The organism is Bradyrhizobium sp. AUGA SZCCT0177 (genome assembly GCF_018130125.1).
Classification (GTDB): domain Bacteria; phylum Pseudomonadota; class Alphaproteobacteria; order Rhizobiales; family Xanthobacteraceae; genus Bradyrhizobium.
This window is the reverse complement of the sequence record NZ_JAFCMA010000025.1, coordinates 63,982-84,712: the sequence shown is the minus strand read 5'-3', so window position 1 is coordinate 84,712 and position 20,731 is coordinate 63,982. Positions and strand designations below refer to the sequence as shown.

The 20,731-nt window shown below is 60.9% G+C and carries 16 protein-coding genes and 1 pseudogene; 15 read left to right on the top strand and 2 right to left on the bottom strand.

Translation table 11 applies throughout. The annotated features are described in order from the left end of the window. The first annotated feature begins 57 nt into the window (after window positions 1–57). The 7 genes and pseudogenes from nac to JQ597_RS26370 all read left to right on the top strand — a co-directional run bounded on the left by nac (window position 58) and on the right by JQ597_RS26370 (window position 8,750). Complete coding sequence (gene nac / locus JQ597_RS26395) at window positions 58–999, top strand: nitrogen assimilation transcriptional regulator NAC (RefSeq protein WP_212268194.1); 942 nt, start codon at window positions 58–60, stop codon at window positions 997–999. Window positions 1,000–1,158: 159 nt separating this feature from the next. After that, complete coding sequence (locus JQ597_RS26390; protein WP_212268192.1) at window positions 1,159–3,222, top strand: hydantoinase/oxoprolinase family protein; 2,064 nt, start codon at window positions 1,159–1,161, stop codon at window positions 3,220–3,222. 12 nt (window positions 3,223–3,234) lie between these two features. After that, the gene (locus tag JQ597_RS26385; protein ID WP_212268190.1) at window positions 3,235–4,911 is read left to right on the top strand and encodes a hydantoinase B/oxoprolinase family protein; all 1,677 of its coding nucleotides are present in this window, start codon (window positions 3,235–3,237) and stop codon (window positions 4,909–4,911) included. Between the two features lie 8 nt (window positions 4,912–4,919). Beyond that, on the top strand, window positions 4,920–5,723 hold the full coding sequence (locus JQ597_RS26380; protein WP_212268188.1) for an SDR family oxidoreductase: 804 nt from the start codon (window positions 4,920–4,922) through the stop codon (window positions 5,721–5,723). A gap of 16 nt (window positions 5,724–5,739) precedes the next feature. Beyond that, window positions 5,740–6,441 (top strand): HpcH/HpaI aldolase family protein, encoded by a 702-nt coding sequence (locus JQ597_RS26375; RefSeq protein WP_212268186.1) that lies wholly within the window; start codon window positions 5,740–5,742, stop codon window positions 6,439–6,441. 81 nt (window positions 6,442–6,522) lie between these two features. Then, window positions 6,523–6,687, top strand: a pseudogene (locus JQ597_RS37785) (aldo/keto reductase); the annotation flags it as partial. A gap of 1,244 nt (window positions 6,688–7,931) precedes the next feature. Then, window positions 7,932–8,750 (top strand): DUF2066 domain-containing protein, encoded by an 819-nt coding sequence (locus JQ597_RS26370; protein WP_212268184.1) that lies wholly within the window; start codon window positions 7,932–7,934, stop codon window positions 8,748–8,750. Window positions 8,751–8,890: 140 nt separating this feature from the next. Here the strand turns inward: JQ597_RS26370 and JQ597_RS26365 are convergent, their stop codons facing one another. After that, a complete protein-coding gene (locus tag JQ597_RS26365) occupies window positions 8,891–9,163 on the bottom strand; it encodes a hypothetical protein (RefSeq protein ID WP_212268182.1) in 273 nt (90 codons plus the stop codon). A gap of 711 nt (window positions 9,164–9,874) precedes the next feature. On the opposite strand from JQ597_RS26365, the gene JQ597_RS26360 reads away from it, so the two are divergent. Then, window positions 9,875–10,366, top strand: coding sequence for a septal ring lytic transglycosylase RlpA family protein (locus tag JQ597_RS26360; protein WP_212268180.1), 492 nt, complete (start codon window positions 9,875–9,877; stop codon window positions 10,364–10,366). 56 nt (window positions 10,367–10,422) lie between these two features. Here JQ597_RS26360 and JQ597_RS26355 read toward each other — a convergent pair whose 3' ends face one another. Further along, entirely contained in the window at window positions 10,423–13,125 is a 2,703-nt protein-coding gene (locus JQ597_RS26355; protein ID WP_349628885.1) for an AMP-binding protein, read from the bottom strand. Between the two features lie 139 nt (window positions 13,126–13,264). Between JQ597_RS26355 and JQ597_RS26350 the strand changes: the two genes are divergently transcribed. From JQ597_RS26350 to JQ597_RS26320, 7 genes are all read left to right on the top strand, one after another. Further along, window positions 13,265–14,839 carry a hypothetical protein gene (locus JQ597_RS26350; protein WP_212268178.1) on the top strand — a complete coding sequence of 525 codons (1,575 nt, stop codon included), beginning with the start codon at window positions 13,265–13,267 and terminating at the stop codon, window positions 14,837–14,839. Window positions 14,840–15,072: 233 nt separating this feature from the next. Beyond that, entirely contained in the window at window positions 15,073–15,741 is a 669-nt protein-coding gene (locus JQ597_RS26345) for a glutathione S-transferase family protein (protein ID WP_212268176.1), read from the top strand. 205 nt (window positions 15,742–15,946) lie between these two features. Further along, window positions 15,947–16,714: an SDR family oxidoreductase gene (locus JQ597_RS26340; protein WP_212268174.1), complete on the top strand. Its 768-nt coding sequence runs from the start codon at window positions 15,947–15,949 to the stop codon at window positions 16,712–16,714. A 24-nt stretch (window positions 16,715–16,738) separates the two neighbouring features. After that, the gene (locus JQ597_RS26335) at window positions 16,739–17,770 is read left to right on the top strand and encodes an L-idonate 5-dehydrogenase (protein WP_212268172.1); all 1,032 of its coding nucleotides are present in this window, start codon (window positions 16,739–16,741) and stop codon (window positions 17,768–17,770) included. Between the two features lie 94 nt (window positions 17,771–17,864). Beyond that, complete coding sequence (gene dctP, locus JQ597_RS26330) at window positions 17,865–18,770, top strand: TRAP transporter substrate-binding protein DctP (RefSeq protein WP_212268170.1); 906 nt, start codon at window positions 17,865–17,867, stop codon at window positions 18,768–18,770. A 36-nt stretch (window positions 18,771–18,806) separates the two neighbouring features. Further along, window positions 18,807–19,334, top strand: a complete 528-nt coding sequence (locus JQ597_RS26325) for a TRAP transporter small permease (protein ID WP_212268168.1) — start codon at window positions 18,807–18,809, stop codon at window positions 19,332–19,334. Between the two features lie 50 nt (window positions 19,335–19,384). Next, on the top strand, window positions 19,385–20,644 hold the full coding sequence (locus tag JQ597_RS26320) for a TRAP transporter large permease (protein WP_249148205.1): 1,260 nt from the start codon (window positions 19,385–19,387) through the stop codon (window positions 20,642–20,644). The last annotated feature ends 87 nt before the right edge of the window (window positions 20,645–20,731 follow it).

Genomic DNA, 20,731 nt, shown 5'->3' with positions numbered 1-20,731 from the left:
TGTTCTCCTGTCGTCATCGACCTATCCTGCATCTTGCAGGATCGAAGCGGCGGGGCCATGAGCGTTGATTTCACCAAACTGAAGAGCTTCGTGAAGATCGTCGACGCCGGCAGCGTATCCCGCGCCGCCAGCATCCTGCGTACCGCTCAGCCCGCGCTGTCCCAGCAGGTCGCAGCCCTTGAGAGCCATTTCAAGCACAAGCTGCTGACACGCAGCAACACTGGCATCACGCCGACCGAGGCCGGCCTCGTATTGTATCGGCATGCACAATTGCTACTCAAGCAGATCGAGCAGGCGAAGATCGACATCGATAACTCCTCGAAATCCTTGGCCGGGCGGGTCTCGATCGGCCTTGCGACCTATTCGACGTCGAGTGCGCTGTCCTTGCCGATCCTGAAGGAGATGAGGGTGCTTCACCCCCAGATCATCGTCCATATCAATGACAGCTTCGGTCATGTGCTGAGCGAGTTGATCATGACCGGCAAGATGGACATGGCCATCATCTATGGTTCGGAGCCGATCAAGGGGGTCGTGTTGCGGCCCTTGTTTCGGGAGGAACTGTTTTTGGTATCGCCCCCGGGAACTGCATTCGACAAGCCGGCGACCGAGGCGCTGCCGCTTTCGTCCCTCACCGATGTTGCGCTGCTGTTGCCGAGCAGGGGCCACTTTCTGCGCCGCCTGATCGACGAATCCCTTGCCCGGGCGCGGGTCGTCCCTAACGTGGCCTCCGAAATCGAGTCGGTCTCGTCGCTGGGGGCGGCGGTCATGGACGGTCTCGGTTCGACGATATTGCCTGCCTCTGTCGCCGCCGGCGCCTCGAGCTTTGCCGGCGCTGATATAAGGCGCCTAGTGCGTCCGGTGATCGAGGCCACGGTCTCGCTTTGCACCTCCGATCATTTACCGCTGTCGGAACCCGCAGTGGCGGTCCGATCGGTGCTCCTCGATGTGGTGGAGAAGCTGATGCGCAAGCACCCGCAGGGGATCCGGACGGCGCCATAACCAAAGTCTATGGCGGCAGACCGCACTTGTGTTGGCTGGCGCCAGTTGCATCCCGTAGCCTCAACCATAACGGGATTCCAGTGATCCGGACTCGATGATTCATCGGGTCGTTCGGGACCGTTCCCGCGCTGCCTGCAGAACCGTCGCGCCGAGGAAACAATGGCCAAGCTCGCATTTGATACCGGGGGCACCTTCACCGATTTCGCCCTGCTCGACGACGACGGCGAATTGCATCTGCACAAGGTTTTGAGCACGCCGAAAAATCCGGCGGAGGCCGTGGTGCAGGGTGCGACGGAATTGCTCGACCGCTTTGCCAGCGTGATCGATCTGGCCAAACTCCAGGTGCTCGGCGCCACCACCGTCGTCACCAACGCCGTTCTCGAACGCAAGGGTGTGGAAACCGGTTTCATCTCGACCGCCGGCTTCCAGGACATGCTGCGCATCCGCAACGAGGGCCGCTACGATCTCTATGACCTGAACCTCCGATATCCCGATCCGCTGGTCACGCGCGCCAACAGTTTTGGTGCCGAGGAGCGCATGACTGCCGATGGCGCCGTGGTCACCGAATTGAAGGAAGACGCCATCCGGGAGATCGCCGGGCGGCTGCGTAGCAAGGGCATCAAATCCGTCGCGGTCTGCCTGCTGCACGCCTACAAATACCCGAAGCACGAACAGCGCATTGCCGCGCTGCTGCGGGAAGAGAGCCCCGACATCTTCGTATCACTTTCCTCGGAAGTTTGTCCGGAAGTGCGCGAGTTCGATCGCGCCTCGACGACGGTCGTCAATGCCTATACCCGGCCGCAGATGGCCGGCCACGTCGCCCATTTGCAGCGCGAATTCGCCAACAAGGGTATCGACCGGCAGGTGTTGTGGATGACGTCGTCCGGCGGCCTGGTTCCGAGCCTGCGCGCCGCCGAATTGCCGGTGCGTCTGATTGAGTCGGGGCCCGCCGCCGGTGCGGTCGCTGCCGCCGAATTCGGCAGAACAGCGGGCGAGGCGAGCGTGCTTTCGTTCGACATGGGCGGCACCACGGCCAAGCTCTGTCTGATCCCGAATGGCGAGCCCACCGTCGGCACCGACCTCGAAGTGGCGCATTATCAGCGCTTCCGCAAAGGGTCCGGTTTTCCGCTCAAGATCCAGTCGATCCAGATGATCGAGATCGGCGCGGGCGGCGGATCCATCGCTGCAAAGAATCCGCTTGGTCTTCTCGATGTCGGTCCGCGCTCGGCCGGCGCGCTTCCGGGTCCGGCGGCCTACCAGCGCGGCGGCACCGAGCCGACCGTCACCGACGCCGACATCCTGCTCGGTTATATGGGCGTCGAATCCTTCGTCGGCGGCTCGTTCAAGGTCTCGAAAGATGCAGCCCAAGAGGCGATGAAAAAGCTTGCAACCGCGCTCGACGTCAGCGTCGACCGCTGCGCCTGGGGTATCCACGACCTCGTCAATGAATCCATGAGCAAGGCGGCGGCCATGCATGCGACCGACCTTGGCGTCGATCCACGCTCGCTGCCGATGGTGGCTTTCGGCGGCGCCGGTCCGGTGCATGCCTACGGGATCGCGCGCAAGCTCGGCATCAAGCGCATCATCTGCCCGACGGGTGCCGGGGTCACATCAGCAATCGGGCTCCTCATCGCGCCTGTTGCCGTGGATCTGTCCGCCAGTTTCCCGATGGGCGTAGACAATTGGGATTTTGACGGAATGCGGCTGCTGCTTGACGATCTGGCCGCACAAGGAGCCGAAGTCGTGAGCGCTGCCGGCGTCGCGAAAGCGGCGATCACCAACCGTTACACCGTCGACATGCGCTATGTCGGGCAGGGCCACGAGATTACGGTTGCGTTGCCTGACCGTAATTTGCCGAAGGACGAATTTCTCCGGCAGTTGATGGACAACTTCACCAAGCTCTATCGCGAGCTGTTTGGCCGAACCGTAGCGGCGTCGCTCGAGGTCATCACCTGGCGGCTTCGTTCCAGCGGCGGCAAGGATCAGGTCACCCGTCCACATCAAGCGGAGGTCGCAGACGCCCTCAAGGGCAAGCGATCGGTGTACTTCAACGAGCTGGGCGCCTACGTCGAGACGCCCGTCTACGATCATTACAAGCTCCCGCTCGATCAGCCGGTGAAGGGCCCGGCCATCATCGAGCAGCGCGAGTCCACGGCTGTCGTTGGTCCAAGCGGCATCGCTCATGTCGACGGGCACGGCAATCTCGTGATCAACATTCTCTGAGGACGGCGCGCGATGTCGAAAAATACCCCCGATTTCAACGATCCGATCAATCTCCAGGTGATGTGGAATCGCCTGATCTTCATCGCCGATCAGGCCGACAATGTTTTGGGACGTACCGCCTTCTCGCCGATCGTACGCGAGAACCACGATTATGTGACCGTGTTGCTGGACAGCCGCGGCCGGGCGCTTGCCCAATGCACGTGGTCGATCCCGGTGTTCATCACGTCACTGCCGGTCGCCGCACAAAAGTATTTTCTGCCGAAGTTTCCAGCCGAGACGCTCAGCGAAGGCGACGTGCTCGCCACCAACGACCCCGAGATCGGCACCGGCCATCTGCCCGACGTCACCATGATTACGCCGATCTTCAAGAACGGCAAGGTCGTCGCCTATGCCGGCTCGATCGCGCATTTGCCTGATGTCGGCGGAAGGCCGCTGCATTCGGAGGCCAGCGACATCTTTGAGGAAGGCATTCGCTTCCCGATCGTCAAGCTGCACAAGGCCGGCGTTCCGAACCAAGACGTGCTCGACATCATCGCCGCGTCCGTGCGCCTGCCGACGGAAGTGCTGGGCGATCTCGAGTCGATGGTGGCGGCGAATAATGTCATGGGACGCGAGCTGCTGAAATTCCTGGATGAATACGAGCTCGACGAGATCGACGATCTCGCCGACGCCATCCATTCGCGTTCGGAAGCGCAGACCCGCAAGGCGATCCGCCAATGGCCCAACGGCACGTACACGGCAGAAGTGCTGCTCGACGGCTACGATGTCGACGTCAAGCTGAAGGCGGCCGTGATCGTGCGGGACGATTCCATTCACGTCGACTATGCCGGCTCGTCGGACCAGGTGTTGCACTCGATCAATTGCCGGACCAACTACCGTTACGCCCATTCGGTCTATGCCCTGAAATGCCTGCTGGACCCCGACACGCCTAACAATGAAGGCTGTATCACCCCGATCACCGACGAAGCGCCGGAAGGCTCCATCCTCAATCCGAACGCATGGACGGCGGGCAATTCGCGCAATCTGATCGGGCACGTCATCCCCTCGCTGATTTTCAAGGCGCTGGAGAACGTGGTTCCGGACAAGGTGATGGGCGACAGCGGCGGTGCGCCGATATGGGCCGCCAATTGCGTCGGCCAACGCGACGATGGCACGCAGTACGGCTCGGTCCAGAACTTCCATGGCGGGCAGGGCGCGCGATCGGAGATTGACGGTCTCGACACCCTGAGTTTTCCGTCGAACTGCAAGGTAACGGCGATCGAGATGTTTGAGATCGCCGTGCCCGTTCTGACCGAGTGCAAGGAACTGATTGCGGACTCGGGTGGCGCCGGCAAATATCGCGGAGGGCTCGGCCAGCGCGTGATCCTGCGCAATCTCGGCAAGGGCCCCATGAGCATCTATTTGGCCTCTGAGCGCGTGCGGCATCCCTGCTTCGGTGTGGTGGATGGCCAGTCCGGGAGCGCCGGGAAGGTGCAAAAAAATGGCCAGCCGCAATTTCCGAAAGGTAAGGTCGTGCTGAAGACCGGCGATCGGCTCGAGGTCGAAACGCCCGGCGGCGGCGGATGGGGCCGGACGTCCGAGCGCGTCGGCGAACTGATCGAACTTGATCTCGCGGAGGGACTGATTACCCCTGAGGCGGCCAGGGAAATCTACCGCCACACGCGCGCGACGCCTGCGGCCGCCGAATAGGAGACATCATGGGTCTGATCGATGGGAAGATAGCCCTCGTCACCGGCGCCGGCACCGGCATCGGTCGGGAGGCTTCTATCCTGCTGGCGCGGGAAGGCGCGACCGTCGTGCTCACCGGCCGCCGGATCGAACCGCTTGAGGAAGTCGCAGCGGAGATCAAGAAGCAGGGCGGCCGAGCGATCAGCCGGTCCCTCGATATCGAGTCTCGCGCGGCGATCCTTGAAGCGGTTGCGTGGGTCGGCGCCATTGTCGGCGCTGTCGACATTCTCGTGAACAATGCCGGCAGTGCCAGCAAAGTGTTGAACGCCCGCTTCATCGGCGAGGAGGAATGGAATTCCACGGTCAACGTCAACCTCACCGCGGTATTCAACCTCACCCAGGCGGTGCTGCCGGGCATGATCGCAAAAGGCGAGGGTACGATCATCACCGTGTCGTCGCTCGCGGCGCTCAATCCGAACCTGCTGGGCGGTGCTGCGTATGGCGCGGCGAAGGCGGGCGTGAAGAACTTCATGACCTTCCTGCACAACACCTACCGCAACCAGGGGATCCGCGCGACCACGATCCTGCCCGGCGAGACCAACACGCCGATCATGGACAATCGCGCGCGACCGCCGCTGGAGAGCGAACGTGCCGTGATGCTCGATCCGTATGACGTGGCCCGGGCGGTGCTGCTCTGCGCCAGCCTGCAGAAGGGCGCGATGATTCCCGAATTGCGGATCTGCCCGACCTTCATGCGCGATACGTCAGCCGATATCGAGACCGCGCGCTGGGTCGGCGCGCCGGACGACACCCCCGACAAGCCAAAGAGATAGACCGGAAGGAACGGCCATGAATGGAGCCAAGCTGCGCGAACGCCTGTCGAAGGGTGAGGCGATCACCATGTTCAATCCCCATCATGTATCGGCCAGCCTCTCGACGCGGCTGGTGGAGCTTGGCGCGGACTCGATCTTCGTCGACTGCGAGCATGGTGCGTGGGGTTTCGAGGATGTGCGGAATGCCGCGCAGGTCATACGTGGTGCCGGCGGGGCCGCGATCGTACGGCCGGATTCCCACCAGCGCTCGCTGCTAATCCGCTATCTGAATGCCGGGGCTGATGGCCTGATGGTGCCTATGGTCGATACCGCGGATCAGGCCCGCGCTATCGTCGATGCGGTTCGCTACGCCTGTCCGGCCGATCACGAAAAGCGGCTAGTCGTCTCGATGGTGGAGACGCTGGAGGCGATCGGCAATATCGACGAACTCCTCGCGGTGGAAGGGATCGACGTGTTCTTCATCGGCCCCGGCGACCTGTCGCAAAACATGGGATACCCGCCGGCGCCAGCCTTCGGTCAACCCCGCCCACAGGCCGTTATCGACAAGGTCGGTTTCACCGTCGACAAGATACGCGCCGCCGGCAAGATTGCTGGTACGCTGGTGACGGCCGACGAATTGCCGCATTGGCGCGAAAAAGGCGTCCAATTCTATTATATTCATTCCGACCCTTTCCTGCGCCTTGGACTGAACGGTATCAAGAAATCGCTCGGGCGATGAGATTTTTACGCTCGTAGTCGGTATGGGACCGTCATATGACCCTCAAAGGGCAAGAGGGGGCTCATTACCGGTTCTTCGTCGATCCCCGACACCACCAAGCTACATCGTCTGGAGGAGAACCGCGGCACGGTCGACGTGACGCTCACGGCAACAGATCTGGAGGAGATCGCAAGAGCGCTTTCGAAGATCGCAGTCCAGGGTGAACGGCCCGAGGCTGTGCTTAAGATGACGGGCCTCTCATTGTAGGGCTCCCGCGGCAGCGCACCGCTCATCGCCGATGCTCTGCACTCCGGAGGTTTCAGAATGCGGGCAGTCCCGCGACTTGAACGGGGGTGGCCGCCGCTGCCGGCTTCATTGCTCCGCCTACAATGGGGTACCTTATCGAGGCCTCGAAAGCTGTTCCACAAGAAGGACGTCGTAGGAACAGCGTAGGCGGATTTCTGTCGGACGCCCCCCGTTACTACCCCAGAATCGCACCAATTTTTGTAGCGTTTTCAATTGGTTGATGGTGGAGCCAATCGGGCTGAGTACCCTCCCGCCCCAGCCAGCGATTCCGGCGTTCGGCGAGGCTTCCCAAGAAACGCGAGATAGGGCCGGGCATCCCGGCTTTTCGCGCATTCGATTTCGTCTCCAGACTCCCTGTTCGCCGCTCCTGGGGTGGAAGTCGCCGATGCCGGATGTTCCCGTTTTGCGGAGACTATCGGTGGAGACTGGTTTGATCACGACTGCCGCCCGGCCGTACCGGGAGTTCGAATCCCACTCGCTGCGCCAGTAATTCTACGGGAATGATGTGGCCCGCAAACCACAATTGCCATGCGAGCGCTCAACACAGTCGCCCGCGCGATTGCGGCGGACCGAACGAATCAACTAGACCGCAAACGGGGCTGGGAAGCGGAGTAGTAGTATGAGAGTCGCTTCCTTAGAAAGTATCTTGACGGCGGCCACGCTGGTGTCGGCCGTCGTCGTCGTGGTGTGGGGGATGAAGATTTTCTACGGCACGTAGGCGTGAACTTCCGTCCAACAAGCGACCTCCGGCCAAGAAGAGGTTCGCGGCAATGACATTACTTCCGCGGCGGCGGAAGCCTCCTTCTCGAACTGCCAAACGTTTGTAGGGCAGCATGACGTACTGATCAGTTCGAAGTCTTCTTGCGAGAACAATCAGTTCAAGAGGGCATATTGGTTTCAACCCTCATGCATTTCAGCTCCTTTTTGATGATCGTAGCCTTGGCCGTGTTGGGCGTGCAGCTGGCCTATGCGCTGTATCAACTGGTCATGTTCGTGCTCTAATCGGAAGCTGCAAGGCAGCTCTCGCTGGCCCCCAATATCGTCGGTTTCCCTGTAGAATACCCTGTCAGGAGAGGATTTGCCTGGAGACGGGTGCGATCAGCATTGCGTCGCCAGCCAGCATCAAGTGAGGGCTTTCGGCCTTGAGGACGCATCCAGCGACGGCACGCTCCATTCCCTGCTTTCTGGCGGCAATCGCGGCGGTAGTGCTGCTCGCGCTCCCCGCCGTCGCTGCCGAACCCACGCCACAGCAACCGGGGCTCGTCGACGCGGCAAACGCTATTCCACCGGCAGAGCTCTATCGCGCGCAGACCATCGTGACGGGGCAGGGCGAGGCAAACCGTATCCTCGGCTTCGCATCGTGCCTGGAAGACGTTCTCATCAAGGTAAGCGGCATGCTGCGGCTCGCGGGCGACCCGCGTCTCGACCCATACAAGGCCGATGCTGCGAAACTGGTTCGGGACTTTTCCTACCGCGATGAAAAGGGCGGCAAGCCGAAGAACGACGAGCAGGGCACCCGCGACCGCTCCTTCATTCTGACGGCCGAGTTCGACGAGGCCGCCATCAACGGCATGCTTGCCAAGCTGGGCGTCAAGCCATGGCTTACCCGCCGCCCGGTGCTTGGCGTCTTCGTGGAGATGCAGCCGGGCGCGCGACGATACGTGGTTGCAGGCGACTCGAAAGAGACGGATCTGCAGCGGGCTGCTCTCCTGGCGGCCGCGGCCAAGCGGGGAATGCCCATCGTGCTGCCCGATGCCGCAGCGCTCGCCGGCGTCGGCGCCAATGAGCTTGCGCTTGCGGGCATCGCGCCCGCGAAGATCGCTGAAGCCGTGGCCGGGCGGGGCGGAGAGGTCGTGCTGATCGTGCGCCTCGTCTGGGACGATCAGGAGCTGCGGTGGAACTCGGACTGGCAGCTCGATTGGCAGGGCAGGTCGCAGCAATGGCAGCTTGCGGCTGTCACGTTCGACGAGGCCTTCCGGCAAGGCATCGGCGCTGCCGCGCAAATCCTTGCCGGGCACCAATAGCGAGCCGCAATTCGGGAAGGCAGCGGTGACTCGGATCGATGCGCGATAACGGATGTTGTCGACCGAGACGATTACACCACCCTCGCCGACGTCGTGAGCCAAGGTGCTGTCAGCCGATGCACCCCACGGAACGAAGCCAGTCAGCGCGACGAGAACACGTTCTTCAACTGCACCAGGAATGTCACCAGCCATGCGCACGCAAACATGCCCGCGAGACCGAGCGCCGTTCTGCGATCAATCAAAGACAGGTTTGCCCACCACCATATCCGGTAAAGCCATAACCCTGTCGTGGCGATGCCAAGCAAGCAGACCAGCATCTTGAGAAAGGACGAGTTCGCGACACCTAAAGCGCCAAACAAGAGCGTTGCTGGAATGAGAAACATCGTGCAGGCGGATATCAAGGTCTCGTTCATGGGTCCTCAAGACATCTACGAATCGCGAGATTACATATGCAGTTTGCAGCAACCTGTACGCTTCTGGAAGTGAGACCAATGCGACTGATAATTGGCTTGCCCGCCCACGATGCAGGGCAGACGTTGGCACCCGAGGGCAGCCAGGGACCACAGGAGTGCTCCACTCAGCTAACCGCTGAAACGCCCGTTGTGAGGAGATTTTCAACGGAGACAAATTTCGATCCCGCTGAGCTGTGGGCCGGCAGTGGAATCCGGCCGACGAATTCCCCGATTGTTTGACGCCTCTCAATTCGTCCTCGACCGCTTCTCGACGGACCGAGGCAGACTTCTCTTGCTCACATCCGGATGAGACGCTTACCTGATCACGTGTCGCCGTCGCCTCTCATGTCCGCTGGTGAGGCCGAAGCAGACTTGCTCATGGATCAGCTGGAACGTCTGCTTGTGACCCGAGCCGACATCGGCCAGACGCGTGCTCCTGCTCACGCCCTCACCAAGCGCCTCTATTCAGTCATGCTGCTGACGCAATTTCTTTCTTAGTCGGTGGGAAAGACACCTGTGGGAGGACCATCCTGGTTCCCACAACGGTTCCGTCGCCAGTGTCGGCACGAATCCGCAAAATCGGTGCAAGCTCGTTAACGCATCCGCGTTCGCTTGACCATTTTTTGCGGGATCGGGAACCGAACGATCCAGAAAATCAATCGAGGAGTTACGATGTTGTTTCGCTCGAGCGCCGCAATTTGCGGCGTCGTAGTGCTGCTTGCCATTTCTGTTACCGTTGCTCGAAGTGAAATGGCTGCAGTTCATTCAAGCGCCGTCGTCATTGCCGCTTCTGGGGATGCGATCGTTGGCGCAGCATCCACGTACAATCCGTTCCGGCCCGGATGGCGGGAGGGCGGCCCGAACACAGCCTCCGGCGAGCGCTATGAGCCCACTGTCTGGGCGGCTGCCATCAAGACGAGTCTGCGCCAGAAATTTGGTGGGGTCCGATATGGCGCGAGGCCGAAATATGCCCTGGTTGAGGCTGTAGGCAAGAAGGTCATCGTCAAGATAAATGACGTGGGGCCGCTGACGCCTGGCCGCATCATTGACCTCAATGAGCGGACGATGCGCCATTTCGATCCAAGCCTGCAGCTCGGGGTAATTTACGGCGTAAGCGTCAGGCCGCTTTCCGGCGACTATTGGATCCCCGGACCGGTTGGCTGAACATCGCAAGGCACTGGCACGGCGCAATTTGCGTTGCTGCCGCCCTGGTCCGATCCTCAAGTTTCGATGACCAGTGCGGGGCCACCGATTTGCGCGCCGTGACAGCCGATCGGCGAAAAGTGCGGTTCAACGGCAGAGGGCGCGCCGTCAACCAGAACGTCAATTCTTTGCCGCAGATGATCAACCAGATATTCAGCGCCGACAGTCAGGCAGCCATGATGTCCCCATGGCACCTCGACCACGTCGAGTTGAGAACTGAGATGCCGCCACGCCCGGCCGTCGTGTTCGGCCGCGTAAAAAGTCACGGGGACCTCAAGCGGTGCCGGAAGATACTGCGCCATTGCGGCTGAATAAGCGTGCCACAACGCCGGCGGAATCTCGAGCTCGGCAGTCGTAATCGGCGCGCTCGTCGACGCCTTGGAGTGACGCTCCAGCTCCGCCATTTTTTCAAATGCCCAGCGCAGAGGGTAAAGCGGAAGCAGGGGCTTCATCAGCCCGATGATCGCCCGCGGCACCGGACGGGCACTGACGGTCGGCGGGTCGACCATCGCCACCATATCAACCTTGTGGCCGGCTGCCATCAGCAGGCGGGCTGTTTCAAACGCCACCATGGCGCCGTTGCATTTGCCGCCCAGGAGGAAAGGACCGCTGCTCTGCCTCTGCAGAACAAGCGGCAGGCGGTCGGCGGCCATCTGCTCGATCGACGGCGGAATCCGCTCCCCATGAAGACCATGGGGATCGATCGAAACGATTGGATAATCGGGCCCGAGAAGCTCTACCATCCGCCGCATACCCGAGTGGCCGCCAACGAGGTTCCCATTGAAAAAGAACAGGGGGGGCCGATCGCAACTGGCACCGAACTGGAAGAACGGCGTCGCCGGGGTGCCTGTCTGCATGGCGATTCTTGGGACAAGTTGGCGGATGGTTTCTGCCCCATACAGAATCGTTTCCGGTAAGCGGTGGCCGATGAGCCGCTCGACTTCGATGAGCATTTCCATCGCTAGAAGGGAGTCACCACCGCTGGCGAAAAAATCATCGTCGATCGTCACAGCCTCGGACTTGAGCAGCCTCCGCCACAGGGTCAGCAATTCAGCTTTCAGGTCCAATGGCCCTTTGTTCACAGCTTGCACGGGCATCGCGCCCTGATCACCCAACAGCCCGTCGAGCGACTCGCGCAGCCGTCGCCGCTGAACCTTTCCCGTCGCCCCCTTTGGCAGTTGGTCGAGGATCAGAATGCGCCGCGGAATCTTGAACGAGGCCAAGGCGTATTGCAGGAACTGGCGAAGCTCCGCAGGTGTCGCCTGCGCACCAGGATGGAGAACGATGGCGGCTGCGACGTCCTCGCCAAGGCGTGGATGGGGGATTGCGAAAGCAGCGGCCTCGGCTATGGCGGGATGGCGAAGTAGTGCGGATTCGACCTCAGCAGGGGCGACTTTCTCACCGCCGCGGTTGATCAGTTCGCTCAGGCGCCCGTGCAGCGACAGGAAGCCGTCTTGGTCGAGGCTGCCGATATCGCCCGTGCGAAACCAACCCTCTTTGAAAGCAGCTTGATTGAGTTCCGGCGCATCGAGATAGCCAGACATCACGGTGGGGCCGCGAACCCAGACCTCGCCCCGCTCGCCAGCTGGTAAGGGATGTCCATCCTCACCAACAATGGCCACGGTATCAGGCCAAGGTTGCCCGCAAGTCCCTGGCCTGTTTGGACCAGGTGACGGCTGGTTGGTGGCGATTTGCGCGGCTTCGCTGGAACCATAATGCTCCAGCACCGGCACGCCCAAAATGCGCTGCAGGTCGTTCTGCACCTCCTTCGGGAGTGGCGCGCCGCCCGATACAACGAACCGCAGAGTGTGCGCCGCCTGCGCATCCTCAAGGCTTTTTGCCTTGTCGAGCACGGCAGTGTGGAGCGTGGGACCCGCCGAGTACCAGGTCGGCCGCAAGACATCGAGCCATTCATCGAGCGCCACGATGGCAAAGTTCGCCGGGACAGCAATGCTGCCGCCCGTCAGCAGTGGTGTGAAGACCGTTACTTTGAGCCCATGGGAGTAGTGAGGGGACGACACGCTCAGGCAGCGGTCCTCAGGCGTGAGGCCGAACCAGGCCTGAAGCCGTGCGGCCGCCGCCAGCATATTGCTATGACTGAACGGAATGAGCTTGGGCTGGGCGGTCGTGCCCGACGTCTGCAGGATGAAGGCAGGCGAGCCCGGATCAGGCTCGGCGTCGATCGCAGGCGAGTTGGAGACCTGCACGGCGATATTTAGTCCAAGCTGACCGTGTCCCATCGGAGCGGCTTCGATCACGGCAATCGTTCTCCGCTCAGCCGCCTGACGCGCTTCAAAGGCCCTGCCTTGCGGCACGAGAAGCGCGTCCAGGCGCAGCATGTCGAGACGTTGATCGAATTCCGCCTCGGACAGTCGCGGATCGAGAGGAACCGCGATGCTGCAGCAGGCCACTGCCACGATGGCGAGAACCGCCTCCGCGCCGTTCGGCATCAGTACCCCGATGCGGGCCTTGCAATCGAACCCGGCCAAACGAAGCTGCCGGCGGATGCCGTCCAACTGGCCCTGAAGATCGCAGTACGTCAGCGGCGCAAACTTGGTGGAGACGATCGCAGGCTGGTCCGGGAACCGGCTGGCAGTCCGACCGATGACTTGGCCCAGCGTGCATTGGACCTCGGGCTCTGCGCCGTCGCGGACGGACGAGGCTCCCTCGGACCAGATCGCGCGAGCGGAGTTCGCGTTCTCCAGGAGCAAATTCGTCACACAAGCCTCCCGTGACCACAAGAATGTGACCGCTGTGTGCCGCCGCTACACCAAGCCACTGCAATCGCCAGTGGCAAGGATTACATCCACCTCCCCACTGACCGGACAACTGGCAATGATGAGTACCTCGGATGGGTAGGTGAATTCTGCCTATGGAGTTCTGTATCCGTTGGCAGCGTATCGGGCACGCGATAGAGCTCTGGAAGGCGCATGGCCTTTCCTACGAAAATGGTCGCAGGCAGGCTTTGCTCGTCATGTAACAGGGGTCGCCCGCCTTGTTTGCTCACGTGCGGCCGGCCAAGCTCCGATGGGCGCGGATGATTCTATGTCTCTATTCCGGTTTCATCCACCACTGGCAATTCGCAAGCGAGGCCTGAGAAGTGCAATACTAGCGGGCCTGGGCCGCGGCACGCATAGCTGGCCAGCTCTTCTTGTGCTGAAGGGGCTCAATGCCGCACTTATGGCGGTATCGAATTTTGTCCTCGCGTATGTGCTGATTCGAACAGTTGGCCTCGAGTCGTATGCTTTTATTGCGGGCTTGCTGGCGGTCGCTGCTCTCGTGGTGCAATGCGATCTCGGAATTACCGTTCTGACATTTTCCGAACTGCGGTCTCACTACCTGAGTGAGGCTCACAAACGTAAGGCGAACCAGGGTGACCATGACCTGGTGCGAGCGACCGTGACGATCTACACTGCGATGGCTGCCATCGCCGTCACAATTCTGGGTGTGGCGTTGATTGCCGGCATTGTTCCTGTCGCACATCATGGCATCGCCTACTTCCTGATTTTCGCCGGAGCTGTCTGTCCCTTGCCACGTATGCCGCTTCGCGCGGCCATCAACGCCAGGGATGGCTTTGTTTGGACGGAGGGCGTTGATCTGGTGAGACGTGTTGCAATCCTGGCGGTGACCATCGCGATGCTTTTTGGCCTTTCGTTTGTCGCATATGGCGCGCTGAGCTTGTTCATATGGGTGACGTCGATAGTAACTCTGGTCTGGCTCGCCCGCCCACACGGCTTTGCATTGCAGAGTGGGGTGTTTTTCAAGGGTTTGCTTTTTCTGAGGCGCAAATTTCGGAAGGCGCGCGCGGCGGTCGTGTCGTCATCGGCTGAGTTTGTGATCAGCATTTTTCCGTATTACTTGCTGTCTGCAACAGGGGATGGATCGGCAATTGTCGCGTTCGATATGTTCCATAAGGTGTCGCGCTTCGCGATGGTGACCTACCTGATTGGCGCAGAAACGGCCCTCCCTCATCAAACGCGCGCGCTACATAACGCAAATGCGTCCGGATTGGGTAGGGCAACTGCGGCCGGATTCCTGTTGGGTTTATTGCCGATGACCCTGGGCATTGTCGCGGTCTCCATGTTCGGCGAAAGGATATTTGGTACTATTTTGAACCATAGCGGAATAGTCTCGCCGACCATGCGCACCGCACTTTGTGCAATGCTCGTGTTCATGCTGATACAAACAACGTGCGCATTTGTGCTGGTCGGCGCGGGAAAATTTGAGGCGCTCGCCCGTCGCGCCAACATTACCCTTGCGGGGATGGTGCTGATCAGCGCTCTTATGTTTCTGTTTCATTGGAGCGTCGACACGTTTATCGTCGCCTATGTGTGTGTCTATGGAGGAGGCGCTTTGCTGTACGCGGCGTGTCTGTATTCGCTGAGCAGATCCTTGTGGGAAAAGAGCTCTCACGCCTTCAAAATGGGAACGTAAATCGGCGATGGAAATGTGCCAATCTGCGGTGGCACCGGCGGCTTCTCACGAAAGCAGGGGAGGGGCAATCGCCCGCAAGGACGCTCGACGGGATTGTCGCGCGTATCCGGCCAGGCTTCGATCACTTCACAGGTGTCCTGCGGTTTTGCGTTGACATCAAACTGTGATGCATTGGACCATGGCGCACGCGTTCATCGCACCGGTCGCAAACTCAGAACAACAAGAAGCTGAAAATGATGATCCTCTATTCCGCAGCGCTTAGCATGTTTGGTGCCAAGGTCCAGATCGCCCTGATCGAGAAGGCAATCGATTTCCAGCTGGTCATGGTGCCATACGATCGCGATCGCGGCTACGAGCCGAAACATCCCGAGGTGCTGCGGGTCAATCCGAAGCGGCAGGTGCCGGTGCTGATCGACGGTGACGTGGAGATTTTCGACTCGACACAGATCTTCGAGTACCTGGAGGACGTGCAACCGGCGCCGCCGCTGTGGCCCCGCAAGCCCGCCGCGCGGGCCGCTGCACGCCTGCTCGAGATGAAGTCCGATGAAGTTTACTTCCCGCACGTCGTTAAGTTAATGGGACTGCAGGACAGGGCCGACGACCCGGCCGCAGTCGCAGCACGTGACCGTGCGTCACGCTATTACCTGGAGATGGATGCGCTTCTGGCTGATCGCGAATGGCTCGCTGGCGATTACACCTACGCAGACATTGCGTTCTACATGGCTGCCCTGTTCGGCGAACGCATGGGAGCGGTGCTGGGGCAGGAGACACCGAGGCTGCTTGCATGGCGCGACCGCATGACCTTGCGGCCCGCCGTGATGCCGGTTGTCACCGCGCTGGCGCGTTACCTGTCGAGTCAGGGGCGACCGGTGCCGGGGTGGCTCGATGCAGCCGTGAGATAGCCGAGCGGCGTTCACCCCAGGCGCCAACGCGCATCATGAGCCGCGATACGGTCCAGGCGCTTTTGGTCGTCGACAAAGCCGAGCTCGTCGCGTTCGAGCCAACCCGCAACACCATTCCGCCCCCTTCCTGCGGCCTGGATTGAGCGGTATCAAGGAGCTGCTCGGGCGGTGAGCTGTTGCCCCCGACGCCAGCAGGGGTCGTTACATGGCATTTGAACTGTTCCAACTGACCGGCCAAAGGGCGCTCATTACCGGCTCGTCGCAGGGCATCGGCTTCGCGCTGGCGCAGGGCCTTGCCGAACATGGCGCCGAGATCGTCCTCAACGGCCGCGACGCCGGCAAGCTGGAGGCGGCCGCGGCGAAACTCAAGTCCGCCGGACACAAGGTATCGGTCGCCGGCTTCGACGTCACGAACGCGCAAGCCGCCAAGGATGGCGTCGGGGCGATCGAGCAGAATACCGGGCCGATCGATGTCCTGATCAATAACGCCGGCATGCAGTTCCGCTCGCCGCTCGAAGACTTTCCCATCGAGAGATGGGAGCAATTGCTCGCCACCAACATTTCGAGCGCGTTCTATGTCGGCCAGGCCGTCGCCCGCCACATGATCCCGCGCGGCCGGGGCAAGATCATCAACATCGCCTCGGTGCAGAGCGAACTCGCGCGCCCGGGCATTGCGCCCTACACCGCAACCAAGGGGGCGATCAAGAATCTGACCCGCGGCATGTGCACCGACTGGGCCAAATACGGCCTGCAGATCAACGCGCTCGCGCCGGGTTACTTCAAGACCCCGCTCAACCAGGCGCTGGTGGACAATCCGGAATTCTCGGGCTGGCTCGAAAAGCGAACCCCTGCCGGACGCTGGGGCAATGTCGAGGAGTTGGTCGGCGCCGCCGTGTTCCTGTCCGGCAAGGCGTCGTCCTTTGTCAACGGGCACACGCTCTATGTCGATGGCGGGATCACCACCAGTCTGTAAGGTTCGTGCCGCGGGAGTTTCACCATGAAAGCCGTCGTCATCCATGCCGCCCGCGATCTGCGGGTCGAGGAACGCGAACCCGAGGCTGCCGGCGCGGGACAGGTCGAGATCGCCGTCGAGGCCGGCGGCATCTGCGGCTCGGATCTGCATTATTTCAACCATGGCGGCTTCGGCACGGTGCGGGTGCGCGAGCCGATGATCCTCGGTCACGAAGTGGCCGGGACCATCAGGGCGCTGGGGGCGTCGGTATCAGGGCTTGCGATCGGCGACCGCGTCGCGGTGTCGCCGAGCCGGCCCTGCAACGCCTGCGACTATTGCCTGAAGGGCCAGCAGAACCAGTGCCTCAACATGCGCTTCTACGGCAGCGCGATGCCGATGCCGCATATCCAGGGTGCGTTTCGCCAGCGCCTCGTCGCGGAAGCCTGGCAATGCCACAAGGTCGCCGACGGCGTCTCGATCAACGAGGCGGCTTTTGCCGAGCCGTTCGCCGTTGTCCTGCATGCGGTCAACCGCGCCGGATCGCTGCTCGGCAAGCGGGTGCTGGTAACGGGATGCGGCCCGATCGGCGCCCTGGCGATCGTGGCGGCGCGTCTGCACGGTGCGCGGGAGATCGTTGCGACCGACGTCATGGCCGCGGTTCTCCAGAAAGCGCTCGGGCTCGGCGCCGACCGGGTGATCAATGTCGCTGAAGCCCCCGATCAACTCGGCGCCTATTCGGCCAACAAGGGCTATTTCGATGTCCAGTTCGAGGCGTCCGGCAACGAACGGGCGGTCCGCTCGGGGCTGGAGGTGCTCAAGCCGCGCGGCATACTGGTTCAGCTCGGCCTCGGCGGCGACGTTTCGATCCCGCAGAACATGGTGGTGGCCAAGGAGATCGAAATGCGCGGCACCTTCCGCTTCCATGAAGAATTCGGACTCGCCGTCGACCTCATCAACCAGAAACGGGTGGATCTGGCGCCGCTGCTGACCGGCGTTTTTGGACTGGAAGAGGCGATACACGCCTTCGAGGTTGCGGGAGATCGCAGCCGATCCATGAAGGTTCAGCTAAGCTTCTGAAGATACCGGACAAAGATAATAGGGGGAGTACAAAATGAAGCTCGTACGTCTGTTGGGTGCGGTGGCGTGCCTGATCCTGTTTCAGGCTTCGGCAATGGCGCAGGAAGTGTCGCTGCGTCTCGTTACGGCCTTTCCGGAAAACAGTTTTTACGTTTCCCATCTTTTGAAGTGGGTGAAATCGGTAAACGAGCGCGGCAAAGGGGTCCTGCAGATAAACTTCATTGGCGGCCCGCGCGCCATTCCCACATTTGAAGTCGGCAACGCGGTGAAGACGGGTGTCGTCGACATAGCCCTGTCGACGGGGGCTTTTTACACCAATGTCATGCCCGAAGCCGACATGTTGAAGCTCGCTGAAAGGCCGGTCGCTGAGCAACGAAGGAACGGAGCCTTCGACTACATCAACAAGGTGTGGAACGAGAAGGCCAACATGCAGTACCTGGCACGGATGGTCGAGAACCAGCCGTTCCATCTCTATCTCAACAAGAAGATCGACAAGGCGGACCTTACCGGCCTCAAGATCCGGATCACGCCGGTTTATCGCGAGTTTTTTCAGGCGCTCAATGCGAATGTCGTCACGACGGCTCCAGGTGAAGTCTATACAGCGCTGGAGCGAGGGGTTGTTGATGGCTATGGCTGGCCGATCGGCGGGTTGTTCGACCTGAACTGGCAGCAGCACACCAAATTTCGCGTCGATCCGGGCTTTTACGATGCGGAGGTTTCCATCATCGTCAATCTGGACAAATGGAAGGGCCTTACCGAGAAGCAGCGTGACTTCCTGAACGGCATGGCGTTGGAGCTGGAGGCCGGCAACGGCTTCTGGAAGCAGTACGCCGTCGATGAGGAAAAGCGGCAGGCGGATGCCGGCATCCAGACGATCAAGCTGGATGGCGACAAAGCGAAGGTCTTCGTCGATACCGCCTATAGCGTCGCTTGGGCGGCTGCGAGCAAGGCGAGCCCGGTGCATGCTGAAAAGCTGAAAGCGTTGTTCGGGAATCGCTGATATTTGCGACGTCCGCCAGTGTCGAGAGTGTGGTCAATGGATGTGCTGGATCGGTCGATTGGCAAGCTTTGCCTCGCGTTGGTATCCCTGGCATGTGCGTTACTGTTCGGGATGATGTTGGTCATTTGCGTTGACGTGTTCTTGCGCAATGTGGCCGTGCCAGGGATGCCGCGCGGCTTCGCTTTGGCCAGCGACTTGTCCGAGTCTGCGATCTACCTGATGACCTTGCTGTCGGCGCCGTATCTGTTGCGAAGCGGTCGGCATATCCGGATCGATATTTTGCTCCACATGGTGCCGGCGCGGATCGGCTGGCTGATGGAGTTGTTTGCTGCCTGCGCGATGCTGGCTTGTTGCGTTACGATGATCTGGTACGGCTTCGTTGTTACCGGGCGAAGCGCGGGCAGTAGCGCAATGCTCATTAAAACGGTGGTTTATCCGGAGTGGTGGAGCCTGCTGCCGCTGCCGTGTGTGTTCGTGCTGTTGTCGCTCGAGGCAATCTTCCGGCTGCGAAGCCTCATTGACGGGCCGCGGCAGCCGCGCAACGAGCAGGTGTCGGTGTCATGATGAGTTGGGAAGCTGCAGCCTGGTTGCTGCTTGGTGGATCAACCGTTCTGATGTTCGCCGGATTGCCGGTCGGCTTTGCGTTTCTCCTCATCAATCTGATTGGAGCTTACCTTTTTATGGCCGGTGAAGCCGGCCTGTCCCAACTCGTGCGCAGCTCGGTCTCCTCGATCACCACGTTCTCCCTGACGCCGATTCCGCTTTTTGTCCTGATGGGTGAAGTCCTTTTTCACACCGGTTTGGCGGTCAAGGTCATCGACGGAATTGAGAGGGTCATCAAGCACGTCCCGGGCAGACTTGCGGTGGTCGCGGTCGTGGCCGGAACCGTGTTCAGCGCGATTTCGGGATCGACAATCGCAACGACGGCGATGCTCGGCAGCCTGATGGTGCCGATCATGCTGTCGAGGGGCTATCATCCCACGATGGCAACGGGCCCCATCATGGCGATTGGCGCGGTCGATATGCTGATTCCGCCGAGCGCCCTTGCCGTTCTGTTGGGGAGTCTCTCCGGCATTTCGATCTCCAAACTCCTCATCGGGGGAGTTATGCCGGGCATCATTCTTTCGGTTCTCTTCGTGGGGTGGATTATCCTGCGCACGCTATCCAAGCCGGAATTGGCGCCCGATAGCGATTTCAAGGAATACAGCGGATGGGCGAGGTTCAGTCCCCTCGTACTTTACGTGGTGCCGCTGGTTTCGATCTTCGGGCTCGTGGTCGGTGCGATGGTGGCCGGCTGGGCAACGCCGACAGAGTCTGCTGCGATCGGCGCTTTCGCGACGATCGTCCTCGCGGGCGTCTACCGAGCGTTGACGCCGAAAGTTCTGTGGCAATCCCTGCATGGCACGGTGCTTATTTCCGGGATGATTCTCTTCATCATCATCGGAGCAACGACCTTTTCTCAAATATTGTCGTTTTCCGGCGCCACGAATGGAATCGTCAACATCATCACGCAAAGCGGGCTTTCGGCCAACGCCCTGGTCATCGTCATGTTGTTGATCCTGATCGCGCTCGGCGTCTTCATCGATCAGGTCAGCATGATGCTGATCACGCTTCCCATCTTCATGCCTCTGGTGAACTCACTTGCGATCGACCCGGTGTGGTTTGGGGTGCTGTTCCTGATCTGCATGCAACTTGGAATGCTGCTGCCGCCCCACGGCCTGTTGCTGATGACGATGAAGGGGGTGACGCCGCCTCAAGTATCGATGGGGCATATCTTCCAGGCGGTCGTTCCATACCTCGTCATCAGCATTGCAGTTCTCGCGCTGGTCTATCTGGTGCCTGGAGTGGCGACCTGGATGACGAAGGCGTTGTAGCGCATGAGACCTGGCACGATGCCGGCAAGGGATCGTTTTGGTCGCATAGCCAGGCTCCCGGTTTAAGCGAAACGCGACATGACGGAT